Source organism: Nostoc sp. T09 (assembly GCF_002154695.1).
Classification (GTDB): domain Bacteria; phylum Cyanobacteriota; class Cyanobacteriia; order Cyanobacteriales; family Nostocaceae; genus Aulosira.
The window spans coordinates 16,695-36,888 of sequence record NZ_MTAV01000201.1 but is presented as its reverse complement, the minus strand read 5'-3'; the positions used below and the strand labels follow the sequence as shown (position 1 = coordinate 36,888).

Sequence of the window (20,194 nt, the reverse complement as noted above, 5' to 3'; positions counted from 1 at the left end):
TAGTGGTGGGTTGAATCCCCCATTAATGATTCTGAATTCTGTATACTGTATTCTTCTTCAATACGCGACTTGGATAATCACAAACCAGCTGAAGTGATTCAATTGTCTTCATTTGAAAATCTAAATATCATTTATTAGCAATATGTGAGTTTAAATTTGGTTAATAGCTACGAACATTTGATTAGAAAAAAGCCGCTTCTGGTTTATTGTATAGGCTATTAACATATGTAATGCATTTCCCTGAAAGAGTTTGACGAAGGCTTCAGATTGACCAATATGATTAAAAATCGTGAAGACTCAGAAAATGCAAAATATGTTGAGATGTAATTTGTGGCTGTTCAATTTGAGGCGCATGACCGCAATTTTTCAGCTTGATTAGCTGAGAATTGGCAAGAGCTTGCCGAAATTTTTCAGCATCTTCAGATGGGAGCATATCATCAGCTTCTCCCCATAAAATTAGTGTGGGTTTATAAACTTGGGCAATTCTATTCGCTAAGTCACTATAACCACCAGTTTTGACATAAGAAATCATGGCATCATGCCAAAGGGGCATTTCTTGGTGTAGCATCGCGCACTGAATAGCCAAAAGTATTTCTGGAGCTAAATTAGCTACAATACTGCCTATATTTAATGCAAAAATATGCCGTTGACGTAAGTATTCTACAGCAAGAAAGTCAAAAGGAGGAAACAAGTATTTGCTAAAAGTGGGAGCACCAGTATAACCCAAACTATTAATCAATACTAGCGATTTTACGACTTCAGGATAAGTAAGAGTAAAGTCAATTGCAGTTGCACCTCCCATTGATGTACCTACTAGTACGATAGGTTGATTAATTAAAGTTGCCCAAAATTCATAAAGGTGAATTTTGATTGTATGTGGACTGTATTTGATTTCTTTTTGCCTTTGTGTAAAGCCAAAACCTAACAAATCTACTGCCCATGTTTGATTGTGAGCAGCAAGTAATGGCAATAGAAGACGGAACTCTAGGATGGAACTGTCGAAGCCGTGCAGCAGCAGAATCGGTGTTCCTCCCAATCCTTTATGAATGTAGGTTGTGAGGATTGGCTGTTGACTGAGGGAAGTTACAAGGGCAATTCTTTCAATACTATTGATGAAGGCGATCGCTTTTGGATCTGTTATTTGATTAACTTGTGATGGCAGAAAGTTAGGAAGCATTGGTATTCAATCCAAACTAATTTTCTATAAACCCTCTAGTGGATTGGACTGTTGCAATTGATTATCGGTGGCGCTAGGCCAATCACTGCCATATATCAAGCCAACACTGAAGAAATTATTCACCCGATACTGTCCAAGTTTTCCAAAACCTTCGATATTTTTTGCGTCCGCGATTACCTGGCTGTTCAACTGTATATTCGTTTGGTTGCCGTCTTCAAAGTAAATGGTGGCTCGTTGTTTGTGAAAGCTGGCCTGAACGTTGTAGGCTCCACCAGTTGCATAATAGTAAGCTCTAGCAGGCAGCTTTTGACCATCAATGGAATGCCCTTTGTATTCAACTGCCATAGCAGGCGTGCTGAGTAATAACAAAGCAGGTACAACTAAGCTTAAGATTTTCATTGGTTTGTTAACAACAATTGTTGATCAAACTATTTTCTACTTTAAAATATAAATTCCATCGGTGGGGCAGATGAAGATTGCAATAACAGCGTAAATCGATTGAATTCTAATGAAGGTATATACAGTGGCATCTATTGATGGAATTGTTGACTAAAGAATTATGTTGAAACTCAAAGTGCGATCGCACTTACTGCACTCTTTGTTTCCAGTTATATTACTCACCGCTTATGTATGGATGGGGGCACATCCAGCCCAGGCAAACTGTCCAGGTTTTGCTCGTCCGCCAGAACAAGTGAATCCTGAGGTACAACAACGTGCAAACCAACTCAAAAACGATCCCAATCAGTTTTTTGGAAAGAAGATGTTGGATGCGATCGCAAATCGCCGCATCACATTGACTGTGGAATTTGATCGTTTAACGGGAATCGAGAAACAACAAGTTCTCAATACTTTACAATTAGACGGTTCAACCTACGAAGTTTACACTGCTGATGAGCGACTGGTTTCGGCTCAGTATGATGGCTGTACTCGTACTCATCTGAAGACTGAGCGAGATCGCTATGGTTGGTATCTCAATCGCCCTCCGGTTGAGATGCCGTTGCCCATGTTACGCGATGCTTTACGTAATTCGGGACAACCGATTTGGCGCAAAGTTAACCAGAGTATACATCCCGAAGATGAGCGCAAAGCACGCTTCAAATTTTGGGGAAAAGTTGGCTATGACAAATACAACCAAGGTTGGTGGATTGGTTGGGTGCCGGAGAGCGGCTACTTTGAAGTCACAGTTCGTAATGCTAATGATGTTACCCAACTCAAGCCATATTTAGAAACTGCCTTCCATCAGTATCGCTATGTGGTGATAGCGACCGACGGTACTCCTCTGTATGATACTCAAAAAGAATTAGGCAACCCGTGGCTATCGGTTCTAGGTAAAACCTCTTCTCCTGCGGGATGGAGTGTCAGCCCTTGCCATTATCAAAAACCCTTCCTGTGCGTTTATCGCAACAAACTCGATCTGGGAAGCGTCGAACTTCAACGCAGGATGTATACAGACTATCCGATTTTGCAAACACAATTTGAAAAACTTGGGCTAGTCCCAGGACTAATCACCTATAGCAATCCTAATGATAAAGCTAAGGTAATGACTGCATTAAAAGCTGTAATTGCAGATTACTACCAAGCGATTACAAAAGCTCGTACTTCGACTTATGGCAAAGCCTATAAAGTTCAGGTGGAACAACCACAAGCAGTCAAGATTGGAGCTTTGCCAGGATTAAAGTATGGCTTTAAGAGCATAGATCGTTCAGGGCAGGTGCGCGAAAAGTATGTGAGTTATATGGCATTTAATGGGAATTTGTACATTATTACTACAAGCTATGATCCAGCGGCAAAAAGTCATATATTCAAAGACCTTGGCAGCCTGGAGCAGTTTGAACCTCACTTAAAAACGATTGTGGAAAATCTGAAGCTGTCTGAAACTGATAATTAATGTGCTTTGAAGTTGAGTACTGCACTAATCAAAAGTGTATATTTGCAGTTAACTAGTGATGCTTAAACTTGGCATCCAATCTTGCGTCCTCTAAAACGGATGATTGTGCAGGTAGGCCATGTTCGTTTCTAGTCAGTCGATTGTGACGATCGCGATCAAACAAGTCGATTTGCGGACGGTCGAGAAGTTTACTCACCACCGCTGATCTTAGTCGTTATACGGCTCAAGTTTTCAGCAATGGACGAATGAGCGATCGCTGTTTAGCTAAAATCACCAGCCTACTATCAACCTATTTCAAAATCACTCTCAAAAAATTTTAGATCCTGTCGAAATGTCGGTGTCTTGTTCGTCATTGTTATAGAAGGCATCATCTACTTCAACCCAAAACAGGTAAAGATTATGAAATACGCCATTCTCAACTACGCCAACGAGCACGATTACGCAACTGGCAAAATCCATCCTCCGGCATTCGCTGCCTATGCCCAAGCCCTGTCTGAAGCTGGAGTAATGGTTGCTGCCACAGGACTTCAGCCCACCCGGACTGCTACAACCGTTCGCGTCCAAGACGGACAGCGGAGCGTGCAAGATGGTCCTTTTGCTGATACCAAAGAGCAATTGGGTGGTATTTATATCATCGACGTGCCCGATTTGGATACTGCTCTGGAATGGGCAGCCCGGAATCCTGCCGCGAGTTTAGCAGGTGTCGAAGTTCGTCCGATTATTGGGGTTGAAGTTCGTTCTATTGTTCACCAAACCTAATTGTTAGAGGAAGCAAGCGCGAAAGATGGATGCACGTCGAGCAGCAGAATTGGCAGCCCGGAGCGCTTATGGACGGTTGGTTGCTTATTTGACAGCCCAAACCAGGGATGTGATGGCTGCCGAAGATGCCCTCGGCGATGCCTTCCTGGTCGCCTTGAAAACTTGGTCGGAAAGCGGAGTTCCCAAAAATCCTGAAGCATGGCTACTTGTGACTGCACGACATCGGCTCATTGATGTTGTGCGACGCACGAAAGTTCAGGATCAAGTCCTCAATGCTTTCAAATGGAATGAACTAGAATCCCAAACTGAACCCATTTTCGATGCGGTGAACTTTCCAGACGAACGCTTAAAACTGCTGTTTGTTTGTGCCCATCCCGCGATTAATCCCGCTATTCATACGCCACTAATGTTGCAAACAGTACTCGGTTTGAATGCGGCTGAGATTGCTTCCATATTTTTAGTTGCGCCCACCACGATGAGCCAGCGCTTAGTGCGGGCAAAGGCAAAAATCCGAGATGCTGGCATCGCCTTCGAGCTACCAGACGCAAAAGACTTACCAATTCGATTAGCCGCCGTCCTCGAATCAATCTATGCCGCTTACACCACTGCTTGGGAAACTGTCGATGGCAGTGATTCTCGGCATCCAGGATTAACAGAAGAAGCAATCTGGCTAGCTCGTTTATGCGTTGAGTTCATGCCTCAAGAACCAGAAGCACGCGGTTTGCTAGCTCTGCTGCTCTACTGCGAATCTCGACACAATGCTCGACGCGCCGCTAACGGTGACTACATTCCCCTATTGCAGCAGGATACAAGGCTTTGGTTACAGCCGACGATCGACGAAGCAGAACAAGAACTAACGCAGGCAGCGACATTCAATCAATTGGGACGATTTCAGCTTGAAGCTGCCATTCAATCGGTTCATGCTCAGCGTGCCATCACTGGGCAGGTGAATTGGCAGGTATTGGCATTGCTGTACGAGGGATTAGTTCAGCTTTCACCGACGATCGGTGCATTAGTGAGTCAGGCGGCTGCGATCGCCGAAGCCAAAGGACTAAACCAGGGTTTAGTAAAGCTCAATGCACTGTCAATCGAAGCTGTGAAAAACTACCAACCTTATTGGGCGCTGAAAGCTCACTTACTCAAGCACTCAGGCTATCATTCGGAAGCTCAGCAAGCTTATTTACGAGCGATCGCCTTAACCGAAGACGCTGCAATTCGCGAGTTCCTGCTTCATCAGTCGCTTCTATTAGGTGAGTAGATATGACTCAATGTAGCAACCAAAAACCTGATTATGAGTGGAGAATTCTATGCCAAGGTATTTCGCAGTACTGACAATTGTACTAATGCTCGCAATGGTATTGACCCGAACTTTGCTGATGAAAACAAAAGGGATAGAAGCAATGAATTTCGGCAAAATAGATCGGACAGATTTCTTGATTCCGCCATTTGTCCTTTTCTATTTCTATATCGTATTTGCTGCTGCCTTCAATTTTCCTACTGTAAGCACACAAGAATTTTTTCATTTTGAGGTAGTTTCCTGGGTCGGAGCGTTTTTTTGCCTGGTAGGGTTATTGCTGTTGTTGTGGAGTCTTGTTTCTTTTGGGCAGAGTTTTCGTGTTGGCATCGATATAAACCATCCTGACAAACTGATAACGACAGGCATTTTCGCTTTTAGCCGCAATCCGATTTATGTGGCATTTGCGTTTATCTTGCTTGGTCAATTCCTGATATTCTCAAACTTCATACTTCTGCTCTATATCGGTGCAGCTACATGGCTGTTGCATCGTCAAGTATTACGTGAGGAAGACTATTTGAAGAAGCATTACGGCAAGGAATATTTGGAGTATTGCAATCAAGTAAGAAGGTATTTCTGAGTTATGGAATCGCGCATTCAGTCATACTTGCGGATTACAGCCAGCTATCAACACGACACCGAACAAATAGGTTCATTTCTCGCCACCTTCTCTCGCTCTAACGACATTCCTTTCCTCAACTATGCCATTCCAGACGATAATGCTATATCATCAGCCGCAGATGTAGCTACTCTCATCGTTGCCTAGGAAAAACGATCGCGGAAACCGCGTTTAGAATATATCCCACAGTTAGCACCTGCTGGTGAAGTTCCAGAATTAACCCCAGAAGAACAGAGCGTAGACGCAAAGCGGCTTGTCGTAGACATCGCTTGCATCTCGAACGCAAGGTAGAACAAGCGTTTTTTGAAGCAGGTAAGGCATTGGCAGAATTGCGCGCTCGCAGGCTGTACCGTTCAACCCATCGCACATTAGACCTGTCCGTAAAATTAACTTGGTGTCAAAAAAATGGTAGAACGGAATTTTGACAAATATCCACCTAAGCCGCCGCCACCGGGTGCAACAGGAGCAGCAGAGATGGCAGCAACTTGGGCGATCGCTTTGGAGTCTTCCACAGGACGCGCGTGTTCTTTGATTTTGTCCACGAGAAAACCTGTGGCTTTGTCGATACCACGCTTGATTTCGATGGCATTCGCACCAGCAGCTACATTCCGTAATCCTTCTTTGACAATGGCGTGAGCCAAAACAGTTGCAGTTGTAGTCCCGTCTCCAGCAGCATCGTTAGTTTTAGAAGCGGCTTGACGAATTAGAGATACACCTGTGTTTTCAACGTGATCTTCTAGTTCTATGAATAATAATTATTATCATTCTTGTAACTGCTGATTTTATTGTTTGCAAGTCCTTTCATGGAGGTTAAAGATCAATACAGTTTAAGTTAGAGATTTTGTGAAAAGGCGACCATCCAAAACAAGGCTAAGTTGCCTATTGGCAAGAACGCTAGTTCCTAGGATATAAGGAGCGACTGGAATTGCTTCCCCTAGAGGATGGATCGCAGAGGATTGCTTGCCGATGATGCAATCTACTTCTAAAGCACATAGTTTGTCTAAGTAACGAAATACTAATAACGGCTTATCCTGCTTGAAAGCATTTAGTGTATCTGTACTGTAAGTGGTAACTGGGGTGGGAAGGTGATTAGGACAAATCAGCACATCAGTCAATAAGTGGATAGGAACGAGCATTTCTGTTGTTGGATGCTGGCGATCGCCACGAAGCAAGCCACTGGTGCCAGAAGACTGCAAAAATAACATGCGTCCCGCTTGAGTTTGGAGAATTTGTTCGGACTGGGATAAACAAATCTGCTCTACGGAATCGGCAACAAATGTATAGAGTCTAGAGTTAGCTTGACAGACGATCAGTTGAGCAATTTTTTGCTCCAGGGGAATTTGCAGCGAGAAGGCTGTACCGTGTCCAGTTTTAGACTTCAATACTATTCTTCCCTGAACATCTGTTAATTGCTTGCAAACTTCAGTTAATTCTGCTCCTAACTCTAAGGCAGCACGATCGCACAAAACAGATGAAACCTCTGGTTCAAGTATCAGCTCGCTCACTTGTAAGATATCCCCTGGTTTTGTCAGGGCGAGTCCTTGGGCTAAAGCCTGTTGATAGATTTGAGATAAGTTAAGCCCTGCACCATCATCACAGCCATCAATAATTAGTTGATTTCCCTGCTGGTAAACTTGAATTTCGATAATACCGTTGCTATTTTTACCTAACTGTTGGCGTGTTTGGCAAGACTCTATACTTTGCTCTAGCAGATAGCAACTTATATGCAACAGAAGGACACGGAGGCGATCGCTAAACGCGCGATCGACTTGGATATCGCTAATTTGTAAATGTAGTCTAGCAGACTTATCTTGTAGAGCTTGTAACTGTGACCAAAGCCGATGCAACGGTTCTAAGGCTACTTTTAAAGGAATAGTTGTAACTTTTTTGACTAAATCGGCAGAACGGTTAAGTAACTTTTCCTGCTGTATGAGTTCTTGTTTGAGTTGGTGGCGATCGTTATTCAGAGAATGAACAGTTGATGCCACAACAGACGCTTCAGCTAAAACAGATTGCAGAGTACTGTACAATTGCTGAGAGCGAGAAGCAGCTAGAGGGGAAAGGGTATCTGAAATTGCTGCTAAACGTCCTGACCATTCCTGTAGATTGTCCAACAGGCGTTGTAATCGTTTAACTTGTCGAAGCAACTGCCCGATGGTATGTTGCTGTTGTTCTTCCTGATAAGCTTGCTGATTATAGTTAATTAGTAATGTTGCAATCAGCGCGTTTAGTTGTTCGAGATGCTGAATATTGATCGGTGTGGCGGCTGGAATACTGGTTGCAACAACGGTGGGAATGAATTCTTGCAAAGAGAGTGGATCGCGATCGCTCAAAGATTTAACTAGGGATGCTTCAGATTTTTCAGCAGGCAGATAAAAATCCCCCAACCAAGCTTGGAAATCTTCTTCCCCATAATCCTCCAAGTTTGCTAGTTCCCCTACCTTGACGGGAAGCTGCTCGGTATCTACGTAACAAAGGCTGCCAGACTGGGGGCTAGTTTCATCTATTAGTTTCCTGTCAAGACTTTCCTTGTCTTTAACCATAACTTGTTCTGGTAGAGATGCAGAAGATTCTACCTCAGTCAAGGAATCGCCAAACTGAATAACTGATTGATGTTCCTGCGGTTGCTCTACCGATGTCTCAAGGTTTGTTTCCTGGGAATCGCCAAACTCTGCTTGCAGGCGAGCAACAATAGCAGACATGCGCTCCAGAATTTCTACTTCGTCAATTTTCGAGGCTGTTAAAAATGCCATCAGCAGCATTTGTAAGCAATCTAATCCTTCCGACAAAAGGGAGGCGATTGGAGCGTCGATAGTTGCCCGATACTGATACAAAAGCTGAAAAATCTCTTCTAGTGCAGCCGCAACTATGGCAATGGTATCTAGCTCGGCTGCTATAGCAATAGAATGCAGAGAGCCAGCAGCTTCCATGAGAGCCAAAGCTGTACCGGGGTTACTGTCTTTTGTATAGTTAGGCAACTCCTGCTCCAAGAACAGTAACAAATCGATCGCTTCTTCTAGAAAGCAATCGTCGTTCTGCGGTTGGGGGACAAAATCGGTACTCATCGAAACTCCTGGTTTGTGACAATTCTATAGACTTCTTGCAGAAGTCGGGAAAAGGGGAAGGGGGAAAGGGAAAGGTTCTGTATTTTGCCCTTCCCCCTTAACCTTTACCCTTTTCCCATCTCTTGCAAAAAGCACTTTTGCAAGAGGTTTTATGGCTTCGACATTGATTTGAGGGTATAAGCAACAATCTCGGCGATCGCTCTGAATTGCTCCTGTATTTGCGCGATTGACTCCAACCCCGCACTGATTTGGCGATCGCACGGTTCGATAGCAGAAGCTACATCTCCTGTTGCTACCTGGAGTTCTTGAAACCATTCTTCTATATTTAAGGTGCTTTCACGGGCTTGACGGGCGAGAATTTCCACCTGTTCGGCAGCAGCTAGCAAACTTAGCTCTTGCTCAGCTTTTGTTGCTTCGATGGCTGTATTCAAAGACAAAATCTGAATTTTGGTACTCAAGCCTTCCACAAGGCCAACAAAGCCAGAAGCTTGCTGGCAAAATTCACAAAGGTATTGCAGCTGTTTATTTGTAAAGGCAACAGTATCTTGAATAGACATTAAATACTCGCGCTCTTGCTCGGCAATTCTTGCTCCTTCTTGTACGGACTGGCTCACCTGCTGCAATGGCACTAGTAACTGTGAGCGATCGAAAGATTCAGCCTTTTGGGGAGGCGATGAAAGCTGTTGAGCAGGTGGAGCTACTATTTCAGCCGAGTGCAAGTTAATTGTCAACATCATTCCTACTTGTTGCAGCAAACTGCGCTCTGCTTCCTGCCATTGTCGAGGTGCAAGGCAATGATGAATAACTAACAAACCCCAAGGCCGTTGTTTGACAATCAAGGGCAAGCACAGGCTAGCTTGTACCTGAAAGCGTTGCCAAAATTGCTGTTGGCGCGGAGTTAATTCTAATACTTCAGTTCCGTTACCAACATCGGTACTAACTAACAAATTTATCGGTAGAGATTGGTTGAGCAAGGATGTCCCACCCGCTTGTATAGCTTCAGCGATCGCCCGGCTGCGATTATCTTCCTCAAAACGATAAATCAGGACGCGATCGGCGTTGAGAACATCTCGCAGGGCGGTGACTGTAGCCTGCAAAAGTGCGGTTTGGCCTTTTGCTTGCTGCATTTGCCGAGCAATTGCCGCCAGTTGTTCTCGCTGGAACTGAAAAGCCCTTTGCACATTGTCATCATTGCCACTGGGCGAATCCTTAGCCAAAGCTTGGATAAAAGCTTCGATTTGACTTACCTTGTGCTGCAATTGAGCGACCTTTGGCCCCTTAGCAGATTGAAAGACTGCTTTGAGTACAGCCACATTAGCCAAAATTTCTTCTATCGGAATTTGATTGTCAACAGGCTGGCTTTCAAAATTAGTATCTAAGGTTGCGATCGTCACAGAAAACTCCTTGGCAGCATCAAGTTAAATCAGTGGGTTTGCCATTGCAATGTCTGGGCGATGGCTTTGGTGTCTAAAATCCAGCGATCGCCTGGTAGAATACCTCGAACAAAATTTAGTAGTTTGTTGGGGGAAAAGTCGGTTGGTGCTGATTGCGCTTGCTGTAAATCCTGCCACTCTACATCGTAGACATGAGCGACCAAAAACCCGACTACCTGATTTTGAAGCTCAACAACTAGAACTATTGGCTTTTCTGGTCGTGACTGCCGCTTAAAAAGCGGTGCATAACCAAGCAAATGTTCTAAGTCAACCAGCCGCAGCATCTGTCCTTGCCAATTATAGAAACCTAAAATCCAACTTGGTAAGGCCGGGGCTGGGGAAATTTCTTGGCTAGCGATATGAATCATGTCCACTACTGAGTGGAATGGTAGCAATCCACTTCCTTGATCGCCCAAGGAAAAACGCAGAAATCTTTGCCGTTGTTCGCATGATGTCAGCCCAGGAGCCAAGGTTGGGGTTGTTCCAGGTAAACCCAACTTATCAGCCAATATCTGGTTCATGCCTAGAAGCAGGACTTTGAGTGGTTCCTCGTTTGGTGCTACAGATAAGACAGCCATGTGGCTAACAAAGTTTAACTCCGCTACTTGCCGATAAGACCACGGCACCGGACGCACAGCTTCCAAAGGAATATCGATTAAAGCAGGGGGCTTGTCCACAGGAATGCCACAAATTTCTCCAGTTCGCGTTTGAGTCAGAAGTAAAAAGCGTCCTGAAGTGTCAACTCCAGAGAGAACTTGGTGCCTTTGTTGGGGTTGTACTTTCTGGCGCAAGTCCACAATCGTAATAGTTTGCGCTCCCAAATCGACCATCCCGATCCCACTTTCAACCGTACTGCTAATAGGGGGACAAGCAATCACCTTGAGAACTGCACCAACTGGCAGGGCAAATAAATAGTCTGCGATCGCAAAAACAACGACTCGTAATGAGTCGCTCTCGCTCACAGTGCCAGATAATCGCTTAAACGGAAAGGGAGTGTTAAGCATAAATATCAATTCGTAATTCGTAACTCATGAAGAAGGGGAAGGGGTAAAAGGGAAAGGGGAAAGGGTAAAGGGGAAAGGGGAAGGGGTAAAGATTTATTATTTTAATGACTGATTTATAGATTGAATTTGATTAGATAGCATACGGCTCAACTCCATAGCTTGATTAGAAAGTTGTGTATAAGTTGGTTGGTCTAGATAGCCCACTTCTAACGCTACTCTTAAAAGACTGCGAACTTCACCGGCAGACCCTTTAGCAATATTTAGAAAGTTTAAGTATTCTTTGCGAGAATATCGTTCAAATCCTTCTGCAATATTTGCAGGTATTGATACGGATGCACGTCTTAACTGATCTCTTAAACCAAAGTCTTTACTCAGTTCACCTTCCTTAGTCCTTAAGTATATTTGCTTAACTAAATCAATACCTTTTTGCCATACTTTTAAATCCTCAAAAGTTTCAATTTTTTTCCTTTCCATTCTTCCTTCCCTTTACCCTTTACCCTTTACCCTTTCCCCCTAAGACCTATTAACTAGTTCGCCGATGGTGGCTAGGAAGTTCTGTTCGGAATAGGGTTTGCTCAAGTAAGCTTTCGCCCCTAGAGCTAAAGCTAATTGGCGGTGCTTCTGGCCGCTACGGGTAGTCAGCATCACCACAGGAATCCCCGCCAAACGCTCGTCTTGGCGATGGTGTTCTAAGAACTCAAATCCATTCATCCGAGGCATTTCAATGTCACAAATCACTAGAGCGACATTACCGTGTTGAAGCATTTGCGCGATCGCCTCTCGACCATCACCTGCTTGCAACACTTGATAATCGGCTTTCTGGAGCGTCTGCACCAAACTTTGCCTTTGTACAACCGAATCTTCCACCACTAACACCGCCACTCGGTTAGGTTGAGCAACGACTGTATTAACTTCTATTGGCTGTTGTTGCGGTTGTGTTATCGTTAGCTCGGATTGCTGCCCCTCTAGAGTAAGAACAGGTTCAGGTGCGGGCAATAGTTTAGTTCTAAGACTTGATACCAGGGAAGTCGGCATCATATCTGTCTCCCAGGTTTGACGAACTAACTCCAATGGGTCAATGGTTAGGGTGAGGCTACCATTTCCCAACACGCTGTAGCCTTGGATGTAACTAGGTAAAGTCAGGACTCTGCCGAGGGATTTAATGACTAATTCCTGCTCGACCAAAATCTGATCGACTTGCAAACACAGGTATTGCTGCTCTGTTTCCAACAGCAGCAGAGGTTCGACGGTGTTCCGTTGTTTGACTGGAAAAGGACTTAGGTTTAAATTGTGGTCTTGGGTGAATAAAGGATATTTGTAATCCAGCAAATTCGCAAGCGGGCGGATGGGAACTAGTTGCTGACTTTGCCCATCTCCCCACTGCCAGAATTTTTGGCTGCCTTGCCCGTGTAAAGATTGCTGGACTTGAATCTGCTCTGGCTGCGGTAATAAAACCTGGCTAATTCCTTCAGACAGCAAGGCATAAGTAATACCTTGAGATTGACAAACGAGCAAGCGTGCTGTTGTCAAGCTCAGGGGCAATTGCAGAATAAAGGTGGTTCCTTGACCTGAAAGCGATCGCACCACAATCGAACCTTGTAAAGCTTGCAATTGAGTGCGAACAACATCTAAGCCGATACCGCGGCCAGATAACTCACCAATCTGGTTAGCAGTAGAAAAGCCCGGTTCAAATAATAACTCTGCTAGTTGGTCTTCGGAGGCGTAGGCGGCTTGTTCGGGAGTCAACAGGTGTTTTTCTATACCTTTCTGCCGAATGGATTCCCAGTTAAAGCCTCGACCATCATCCCTTACCTCAATAGTAGTGCGGTTGCCTTGATGATAGGCTTGAATTGTAATTGTTCCGGTTTCTGCTTTACCTTGCTGTCTACGGGTTTCTACTGGTTCAATACCGTGATCGAAGGCATTGCGAATCATGTGCAGCAAGGGATCGTACAGCTGCTCGGAAATGGCTTTATCCACCAGTACCTTTGTGCCGCCAAGTTTGAGTTCAACAGGCTTATGATAAGTTGCTACCATCTGTTGCAAGAGGCGGGGAAAGCGATTCAACACTGTTCCCAGTGGCACCATTCTGGCTTGCAGCAAATCTTCCTGCGCTCCTGAGAGCAATTGCTTGCGCTTTCCGAGACTCAAGCGAGATTGCTGGACTAAGGCATTAAAAGCCTCAATCCGTTCTCCTAATTGCACCATATCTTCTGTCAGATTTTGCAGGAGAATGTGCAATTCGCTATAGCTATCCATTTCTAAGGCATCAAAATTAGATTGTGCCTGGGTAGTTGGGGAAGCAGGGACAATTGAGCAGCGTGGGTATCGCTGCTTTGCGCGTTCGGGAAGCAGTTGTCGATCTGACCAAGTAGAAACTTTACTAAGTTGTTGTTGACAGTGCAAAAACTGTAGTAGAGTCTCTTGAGCTACTTTCTGGATGTGATTAGATTGTAGGTTTTGTTGGTTTTCGTTGATGAGCAATTCCCCAATCGTGTGACTGAGGCGATCTAGTTGTTCGATCGCTACTCGGATACTGGGAAGTGATGCTGATGACTGAGCCTGGAGGCTTGGTGCTGGTGGTGGAGAAGCCGGCCGCTCTGAATCTGAGTAGCGGCAAGATGTCTGTGGATCTCCTATCCAGATTGACTGTAAAATCCGATCTATGGGAGAGGGGGGTACTACCGAATCCTGAGAAATTGGTTCGAGTACCTCCGGTGCTTTCGGTACGGAGTTATCAGTCCGCTTCGGGAAAAACGACCAAATTGATTCCGCTTCGCTCGCATTGAGGAGAGGAGATGGCTGATTCTCAGTTGTAGTCGTTTGTGTTGGTTGGGCAGCTATGGAAACTGGCTGCCCTTGCGGTTCTGGGACAGGAGTAGTTATTTCTGCCCATTCTCGCAATTGTGGAGATATCTCTCCCCCTTGAATGCGATCGCCTGCAAGTACTGCTGCTTGAGCCGCTTTAAAATTTTCTAAAGCCACCTGAGCGATTTGCAGTACTTTGTCTGGATGTGCTTTGAGCGCGTTTAGGGTCGCCTGGGCAATTTCTTCCAATCCAGATAAGCTATAAGATGCTGCTAGTTCGGCAAAAAATTCTGCTTGAGAGTTGAGTGTTGTCTGAATTTGTTGCGGATCTTGGCTTTGAATGTCAGTTTCCAGCTGTTGCAAATCCTGGGTTACACTCCCCGAAAAGATTGACTCTACCACATCAAAGCCAAGTTCTTCCGAACTGGGAAGCGGAGCCTCACGACCAAAAAAGTCGCCTAGTTTATGTTGGAGTTGTGCGAAGATTGAGGCAGTTTTATCGAGTATTTCTGCCTCATTGCAGGTTAAGCCCATCAAGGTTGCACTCAATGGAGTTCGCAGGCACTCATAAGCATCTAGAAGCAAAGCACCCAATTCTGGATCGATTTCCAGTTCTGGAGGGTATAACGCCTGGAATACATCTTCCAAATGATGGGCAATTGTCTTAATCGTTTCCTGTCCAACACTGGCAGCACTCCCTTTGAGAGTATGGGCACTTCGCATCAAGGCGTGAACTTTTTCTGTTGTTTTTTCATCAAGTAGACCGATAAGAGTCTGCTCAATGGTTTGCAACAACTCTGCCGCTTCAGCCAGAAAAGCCTGCTCTAGCTGCTCTTGATTACTGGGATCGGGGTTCATAGCAGTTTTGGGAGATTAATCAACTTTGAACTGGCTAACGCTGGTTTCCAGTTGTTGTGAAGTCATCAGTAGTTCCTCAAAAGACTCGGAAATGTGGATGGTAGTTTGTGAAGTCTTGCGGGCGATCGCAGAAACATCCACCATCGCTTCTGTCAATATCTGAGATTGCTGACTTTGAGTGGAAACTGCTTGAGTGATTCCTTGCACCAGTCCACCAATTTGGTTGGTGGCTGCCACGATCGCACTCAGGGAATGACGAGTCTCATCGATCAAGTTCGAGCCTTGGACAACTTGGGTAATCCCTACTTCCATTGCTTCGGTAACTTCATTGGTGCCACTTTGAATTTCTTGCACGAGTCGCTCAATTTCTGTGGTGGCACTAGCCGACTGATAAGCCAGGGAACGAACTTCATCTGCAACCACCGCAAAGCCTTTGCCATACTCTCCGGCACGGGTAGCCTCGATCGCCGCATTAAGTGCCAGCAAATTAGTTTGAGTGGCAAAATTTTCAATCAAACTCACTACTTTCGAGATTTTCTGAGAAGCTTCACCCAGGCGTTTAATCTTCTTCGCTGTTTCGGACACCGTTTCCCGAATCTCCAAAATGCCATCTACGGTTCTTTCCATCAAAGAATCGCCAGCTTGGACGGTTTTATTAGCTTCTTGAACCGCTTGCCCTACTTTTTGGGCATCAGCAGCAACTACCTGGGTGGAAGATACCATCATTTGTAATTGTTCCTGAGCGCGTTCGAGCCGCTCTAACTGCTGTTGAGCTTGGTCAGATAGTTTCACTACTGAGTTAGTGTTATTACTGGAATTTTCACTCACCTTGCTGGCAGCAATCTGTACTTGTCGGACTAAATCTCGCAAGCTTTGGATTGTAGTATTGTACCCATCGGCGATCGTCCCAATTTCATCTTCAGATAGGGGAGCTCGAACAGTGAGATCGCCCCTGAAGGATGGTTCCAAAGCCATGAGAACGCGGATTGCTCCTTGTTGCAGTTTTTCTCGAGCAGTGCGTTCGCGCTCTGCTGCTTCTGCTAGTTGCTGTTCTTGAGTACGCACCTGTTTTAAGTAGTCTGCAAGATTGAGGGCAATACCAATCTGGACGCTGGCTTGATTGAGAACATCCTCCTCTGATTGCTCCCACTGGCGGGGTGCGCTATTTTGATAAACTCCCATCAGCCCCCATAACCGATCTTCTTGAAAAATCGGAGCAATCATGTAGGCTTTAGTTCCCCACATTTCTAATAATTGAATGTGACATTCGTCATGACCGACAGTATAGATATTGTCAACCCGCAAACTTTCTTTGCGGGCATAACGCCCTCCTTTGTTGTACTGGAGATAGGTATCTCTAACTCTGGCAAGGCTAGTTCCCACCAGCTTAGGCCAATCCCCACTCACAGACTCAACTACAAATTCTCCAGACCAATCAGGCTCAAAACGGTAAACTCCAACTCGATCTACTTTGAGTAGCTGACGAAGTTCAAGGGTGGCAAACTGGACAAATTCCAGAACATTACTATGACTTTGAGCCATCTCTGTTAACCGACTTGGCAGGCGATAGGAAAATCGGGCGTTTGCTACTTCCCGTTCTGCCAGTTTGATCAGTTCCTCATTCTTGGTTAAGGTTTGTTGTAAGTATTGCGATTGCTGGACGGCAACCCCAAACTGCGTGCCGATTTTCGCTACCAAGTTGACTTCATTATCTTGCCATTGCCGCGACCCGCTATTCTGATATGCTCCTAACAAACCCCAGAGCTTGTTTCCGGCAATAATCGGGGTAATGATATAGGCTCTAATCTGGAATTGCTCTAAAATTTTTAAGTGGCACTGGGCATGACCAGCAGTGTAAACGTCATTAATCACAAAGGTCTCGTTGTTGCGATAGCGTCCACCTTGGGTTTGTTGTAGGTGTTCGTCTTCCCATACAGTCTTGATATCGGGGCCAACCAAAGCCACCCATTCACGACTTACGGATTCGGCAATAAACTCCCCACCCCAATCTGGATTGAAGCGATACACTGCGAGACGATCACATTCCAAGTGCGATCGCAATTCTGGTAGGGCATTGCGAAAAATCGTATCTAGCTCTTGAACTTGGCGGATTTTTTCTGCCAACCGTGTCAATGCTCGTTCCCCTTCTGCGGTTCGCGCTAACTCTGCATTCTTCTTCTTAAGCTGTTCGATATACTCAATCTGCTGCAAGCCTATACCCATTTGCAGAGCTAGTTTTCGCAACAATTGCACATCCTTGGATTTCCACTGCCGAGGTCCAGTATTTTGGTATGCTCCTAAAAAGCCCCAGAGTTTACTGCCAGTAAAGATAGGAGCAATCGTGTAAGCCTTGGCCTGGATTTTTTCTAATATCTCTAGGTAGCACTGAACGTGACCAATAGTGTAAATATCATTGACAACAAAGGTTTCATGATTGCGATAGCGTCCTCCCTGAGTTTCTTGCAAGTGTTCGTCTATCCAAATCGTTTTGATGTCGGAACCAGCCAAAGACAGCCATTGATTTTTGACGGCTTCGGTAACAAACTCCACACTCCAGTCGGGATTAAAGCGAAATACTGCTAGGCGATCGCACTGTAGTTGTTCGCGTAAACTTGGCAGTACATTCCGGAAAATTGTATCTGTATCCTGGGCTTGACGGATTTTTTCCACCATCCCTGTCAGCACTTGTTCCTCTTCTGCTGCCTGCGCCAATTCAGCATTCTTCGTTTTCAGTTGTTCGATATACTCGGCTTGCTGCACAGTTAATCCCAACTGAATGCCCAATTTGGTCAGTAATCGCACCTCTTCGGAATTCCACTGGCGCGACCCGCTATTTTGGTAAGCTCCTAACAAACCCCAAAGTTTGTTGCCAGCAAAAATAGGAGCGATGGTGTAGGCTTTAACTTGGAACTGCTCAAGTATATCAATGTGGCACTGGGCATGACCAACAGTATAGATGTCATTGACGACAAAAGTTTCATTGTGGCGATAGCGTCCGCCTTGGGTTTGCTGTAGGTGTTCGTCTTCCCATACGGTTTTGATATCGGGGCCAACCAAAGGCACCCAGTCACTTCCTACAGATTCAGCAATAAATTCACCACCCCAGTCAGAGTTGAAGCGATATATTGCCAGGCGATCGCATTTGAACAACTGCCGCAATTCTGCCAAGGTAGTGCGGTAGATCGTTTCTGCCTGTTGGGAATGACGCATTCTCTCCGCCATTCGCGCAATGGCGTTTTCTACTTCAGCTACTTGGGTCATTTCTATATTTTTTAACCGTAGCTGTTCGATATATTCAGCTTGCTGGAGGGCAATACTCAACGGTTCGCCAATCTGCAACAAAGCGCCAGTCTCTTCTTCAGTCCATTTCCGGACATCAGAATTTTGATAGGCTGCTAACAAACCCCAAAGCTTACCAGTGCGAAAAATGGGAACAATGATGTACGCTTTGGCTTGGAACTTCTCTAATGCTTCTAAATAGCAAGGTGAAAAACCAGCAGCATAAATATCGTTGACTTTGCGGAAGCGCGTTCCTTTGGTATACATTCCACCCTGCGTTTCCTTAAGATAAGTATCGGTATCTGGTTTAATAGCAGAGCCATACTCCTTAACACTGCAACGCTCTGAAGATATCAGACCTGTTTTTAAAATACCGTCTTGTTCCTGCATTTCCAACAGGGACGACCAACCAGCAGCCACAGATTCAGCGATAACTTCTCCACTCCAATCTGGATGAAATTGATAAACGACAACGCGATCGCATTTTAAAAATCGGCGCAACTCTTGGGTTGCAGTGCGGAAAAGGGTGCGAAGATCCGTTGCTTGCCCAATCTTTCCGATAATGCCGAAAACAGTACGTTCTCGTTCAACAAGTTTGGCTGACTCTTCAGAGCGGTTATAAAGTTGTTGCTGATATTGCAACTGTTGAATAGCAATACTAGACAGAGATGCAACCTGCACCATTAGTCGAACTTCACTATCTTTCCACTGACGAGCCTGAGAATTTTGATAGGCTGCGAGCAAGCCCCACAACTTTTCTCCCTGGAAGATGGCAGCAATAATATATGCTTTGGCTTGATAGGCTTCTAAAATTTTGATATAGCAGTCAGAAAAACCAGCACTGTAAATATCATTAGTGACTCGATAGACCTGTCCGCGATGGAAAGTTTTGCCTTGGGTGTGCTGGATGTAGCTATCTGCACTGTGCGATCGCCCTGTTGTTCCAGCCAATCCCCCTTCGTCTGCAAGTTGCCTAACACTGCAATAGTTAACGTTCTTGACAATTGCTGGATTGTTTCGCTGTTCTTCTAACAGAGAAACCCACTCCGATCCAACAGATTCAGCAACAAATTCCCCAGTCCAATCTGGCTGGAAACGATAAATTGCCACGCGATCGCATTTTAGTGACTGTCGCACTTCTTGGGTGGCAACGCGAAAGATGGTATCTACATCTTTGGACTGGAGAATTTTATTTGCTACACCAGTAAGGATTTGGTCTTTTTCCACTTCTTGTTGCAATGTAGCTTGAATCGCGGCAACTTGCAGTTGCGCTTCTAATTCCTGGGCGAGCAATTTTAGTGACTTAATTTCAGCATTCTGCCACTGGCGAGGTGCAGTACATTGCTGCACTACCAACAAACCCCAAACCCCATCTTTCGCTAAGATCGGCAAACTCACACAAGCTCTTACCTGAAACCGATCTACGAGCTGCTTTTGGTAAGGAGACAAGCCAGCAGTGTAGGTATCCGCGATCGCTGCTAATTTTTCTTGTTGATAAAGCTTGGCAGAACCTAAACCAAAAGTGACGGCAGGCAGTTTTTCCTTCAGCATTGGGGTAAAGCCATCCCTCATCGCCTCCGCAACAACTATCCCCAGCGTCGGATTCGTAAATTCATACAGCACCACGCGATCGGCTTGCAGGGCGCTTTGTACCTCTATGACAGCAGTGGCAAGCAAGGTATCTAGATCGGAAAATTGGCGGATTTTGCTGGCGATCGCCTGTACTTGCTCTACCTCGAATCCATCTCCTCCGTCTTGATATGGCAACACACTTACCAGTTCTTTTAACTTGCGGATTCTGTCTCGCAATGGCCCTGTTTCCACCCAATCAGCTTGATCCAGTTCAGCTCGCAATTCTTCTAAAGTAGAGGTGATTTGTTGTTTTGCTAGTACGTCAACGGTATGCCCGTTACCGGTATCCTTATGACCGTTACTGAAATTTGAGTGTGGTTGGTTGGGTGTAAGATTGGGTTGCGTTACCATAATCTTTCTTGCTATTAAGGTTGTCGG

The 20,194-nt window shown here is 45.2% G+C and carries 15 protein-coding genes and 1 pseudogene; 5 read left to right on the top strand and 11 right to left on the bottom strand.

Features of this window, described 5'->3' with window-relative positions; translation table 11 throughout:
• Positions 1 to 280: 280 nt before the first annotated feature.
• Both BV372_RS31075 and BV372_RS31070 read right to left on the bottom strand, forming a co-directional pair.
• On the bottom strand, positions 281 to 1,177 hold the full coding sequence (locus BV372_RS31075) for an alpha/beta fold hydrolase (protein WP_086690808.1): 897 nt from the start codon (positions 1,175 to 1,177) through the stop codon (positions 281 to 283).
• A 24-nt stretch (positions 1,178 to 1,201) separates the two neighbouring features.
• On the bottom strand, positions 1,202 to 1,576 hold the full coding sequence (locus BV372_RS31070; protein WP_086690806.1) for a hypothetical protein: 375 nt from the start codon (positions 1,574 to 1,576) through the stop codon (positions 1,202 to 1,204).
• A 160-nt stretch (positions 1,577 to 1,736) separates the two neighbouring features.
• On the opposite strand from BV372_RS31070, the gene BV372_RS31065 reads away from it, so the two are divergent.
• Complete coding sequence (locus tag BV372_RS31065) at positions 1,737 to 3,065, top strand: hypothetical protein (RefSeq protein WP_086690805.1); 1,329 nt, start codon at positions 1,737 to 1,739, stop codon at positions 3,063 to 3,065.
• A gap of 52 nt (positions 3,066 to 3,117) precedes the next feature.
• Here BV372_RS31065 and BV372_RS36815 read toward each other — a convergent pair whose 3' ends face one another.
• A complete protein-coding gene (locus BV372_RS36815) occupies positions 3,118 to 3,264 on the bottom strand; it encodes a hypothetical protein (protein ID WP_179198295.1) in 147 nt (48 codons plus the stop codon).
• A gap of 200 nt (positions 3,265 to 3,464) precedes the next feature.
• On the opposite strand from BV372_RS36815, the gene BV372_RS31060 reads away from it, so the two are divergent.
• The 4 genes from BV372_RS31060 (at position 3,465) to BV372_RS31045 (ending at position 5,884) form a co-directional block, all read left to right on the top strand.
• Positions 3,465 to 3,824 (top strand): YciI family protein, encoded by a 360-nt coding sequence (locus tag BV372_RS31060; RefSeq protein WP_086690804.1) that lies wholly within the window; start codon positions 3,465 to 3,467, stop codon positions 3,822 to 3,824.
• 25 nt (positions 3,825 to 3,849) lie between these two features.
• A complete protein-coding gene (locus tag BV372_RS31055) occupies positions 3,850 to 5,082 on the top strand; it encodes an RNA polymerase sigma factor (RefSeq protein WP_086690802.1) in 1,233 nt (410 codons plus the stop codon).
• Positions 5,083 to 5,167: 85 nt separating this feature from the next.
• Complete coding sequence (locus BV372_RS31050; RefSeq protein ID WP_218776791.1) at positions 5,168 to 5,698, top strand: isoprenylcysteine carboxylmethyltransferase family protein; 531 nt, start codon at positions 5,168 to 5,170, stop codon at positions 5,696 to 5,698.
• A gap of 3 nt (positions 5,699 to 5,701) precedes the next feature.
• Positions 5,702 to 5,884, top strand: a complete 183-nt coding sequence (locus tag BV372_RS31045) for a hypothetical protein (protein ID WP_086690798.1) — start codon at positions 5,702 to 5,704, stop codon at positions 5,882 to 5,884.
• Here BV372_RS31045 and BV372_RS38025 read toward each other — a convergent pair.
• The 8 genes and pseudogenes from BV372_RS38025 to BV372_RS31010 form a co-directional block, all read right to left on the bottom strand.
• The gene (locus tag BV372_RS38025; protein WP_256973566.1) at positions 5,881 to 6,003 is read right to left on the bottom strand and encodes a hypothetical protein; all 123 of its coding nucleotides are present in this window, start codon (positions 6,001 to 6,003) and stop codon (positions 5,881 to 5,883) included. The two genes, BV372_RS31045 and BV372_RS38025, sit on opposite strands and share 4 nt — an antisense overlap.
• A gap of 201 nt (positions 6,004 to 6,204) precedes the next feature.
• Positions 6,205 to 6,483: pseudogene (locus BV372_RS31040) on the bottom strand (TCP-1/cpn60 chaperonin family protein); the annotation flags it as partial.
• Between the two features lie 81 nt (positions 6,484 to 6,564).
• Positions 6,565 to 8,802 carry a hypothetical protein gene (locus tag BV372_RS31035; protein ID WP_086690796.1) on the bottom strand — a complete coding sequence of 746 codons (2,238 nt, stop codon included), beginning with the start codon at positions 8,800 to 8,802 and terminating at the stop codon, positions 6,565 to 6,567.
• Positions 8,803 to 8,951: 149 nt separating this feature from the next.
• Positions 8,952 to 10,196, bottom strand: a complete 1,245-nt coding sequence (locus tag BV372_RS31030) for a GAF domain-containing protein (RefSeq protein WP_086690794.1) — start codon at positions 10,194 to 10,196, stop codon at positions 8,952 to 8,954.
• Positions 10,197 to 10,225: 29 nt separating this feature from the next.
• Complete coding sequence (locus tag BV372_RS31025) at positions 10,226 to 11,239, bottom strand: chemotaxis protein CheW (RefSeq protein WP_086690792.1); 1,014 nt, start codon at positions 11,237 to 11,239, stop codon at positions 10,226 to 10,228.
• 96 nt (positions 11,240 to 11,335) lie between these two features.
• Complete coding sequence (locus tag BV372_RS31020; RefSeq protein WP_086690790.1) at positions 11,336 to 11,713, bottom strand: four helix bundle protein; 378 nt, start codon at positions 11,711 to 11,713, stop codon at positions 11,336 to 11,338.
• A 39-nt stretch (positions 11,714 to 11,752) separates the two neighbouring features.
• Positions 11,753 to 14,905, bottom strand: coding sequence for a hybrid sensor histidine kinase/response regulator (locus BV372_RS31015; RefSeq protein WP_086690788.1), 3,153 nt, complete (start codon positions 14,903 to 14,905; stop codon positions 11,753 to 11,755).
• A gap of 15 nt (positions 14,906 to 14,920) precedes the next feature.
• Positions 14,921 to 20,167: a GAF domain-containing protein gene (locus BV372_RS31010; protein ID WP_086690786.1), complete on the bottom strand. Its 5,247-nt coding sequence runs from the start codon at positions 20,165 to 20,167 to the stop codon at positions 14,921 to 14,923.
• Positions 20,168 to 20,194: the final 27 nt, after the last annotated feature.

Bases quoted from the DNA above. Each gene is read 5' to 3' on its own strand.
- BV372_RS31075 (WP_086690808.1), bottom strand. From the start codon at position 1,177: ATGCTTCCTAACTTTCTGCCATCACAAGTTAATCAAATAACAGATCCA.
- BV372_RS31070 (WP_086690806.1), bottom strand. From the start codon at position 1,576: ATGAAAATCTTAAGCTTAGTTGTACCTGCTTTGTTATTACTCAGCACG.
- BV372_RS31065 (WP_086690805.1), top strand. From the start codon at position 1,737: ATGTTGAAACTCAAAGTGCGATCGCACTTACTGCACTCTTTGTTTCCA.
- BV372_RS31060 (WP_086690804.1), top strand. From the start codon at position 3,465: ATGAAATACGCCATTCTCAACTACGCCAACGAGCACGATTACGCAACT.
- BV372_RS31055 (WP_086690802.1), top strand. From the start codon at position 3,850: ATGGATGCACGTCGAGCAGCAGAATTGGCAGCCCGGAGCGCTTATGGA.
- BV372_RS31050 (WP_218776791.1), top strand. From the start codon at position 5,168: ATGCTCGCAATGGTATTGACCCGAACTTTGCTGATGAAAACAAAAGGG.
- BV372_RS31045 (WP_086690798.1), top strand. From the start codon at position 5,702: ATGGAATCGCGCATTCAGTCATACTTGCGGATTACAGCCAGCTATCAA.
- BV372_RS38025 (WP_256973566.1), bottom strand. From the start codon at position 6,003: ATGTCTACGACAAGCCGCTTTGCGTCTACGCTCTGTTCTTCTGGGGTT.
- BV372_RS31035 (WP_086690796.1), bottom strand. From the start codon at position 8,802: ATGAGTACCGATTTTGTCCCCCAACCGCAGAACGACGATTGCTTTCTA.
- BV372_RS31025 (WP_086690792.1), bottom strand. From the start codon at position 11,239: ATGCTTAACACTCCCTTTCCGTTTAAGCGATTATCTGGCACTGTGAGC.
- BV372_RS31020 (WP_086690790.1), bottom strand. From the start codon at position 11,713: ATGGAAAGGAAAAAAATTGAAACTTTTGAGGATTTAAAAGTATGGCAA.
- BV372_RS31015 (WP_086690788.1), bottom strand. From the start codon at position 14,905: ATGAACCCCGATCCCAGTAATCAAGAGCAGCTAGAGCAGGCTTTTCTG.
- BV372_RS31010 (WP_086690786.1), bottom strand. From the start codon at position 20,167: ATGGTAACGCAACCCAATCTTACACCCAACCAACCACACTCAAATTTC.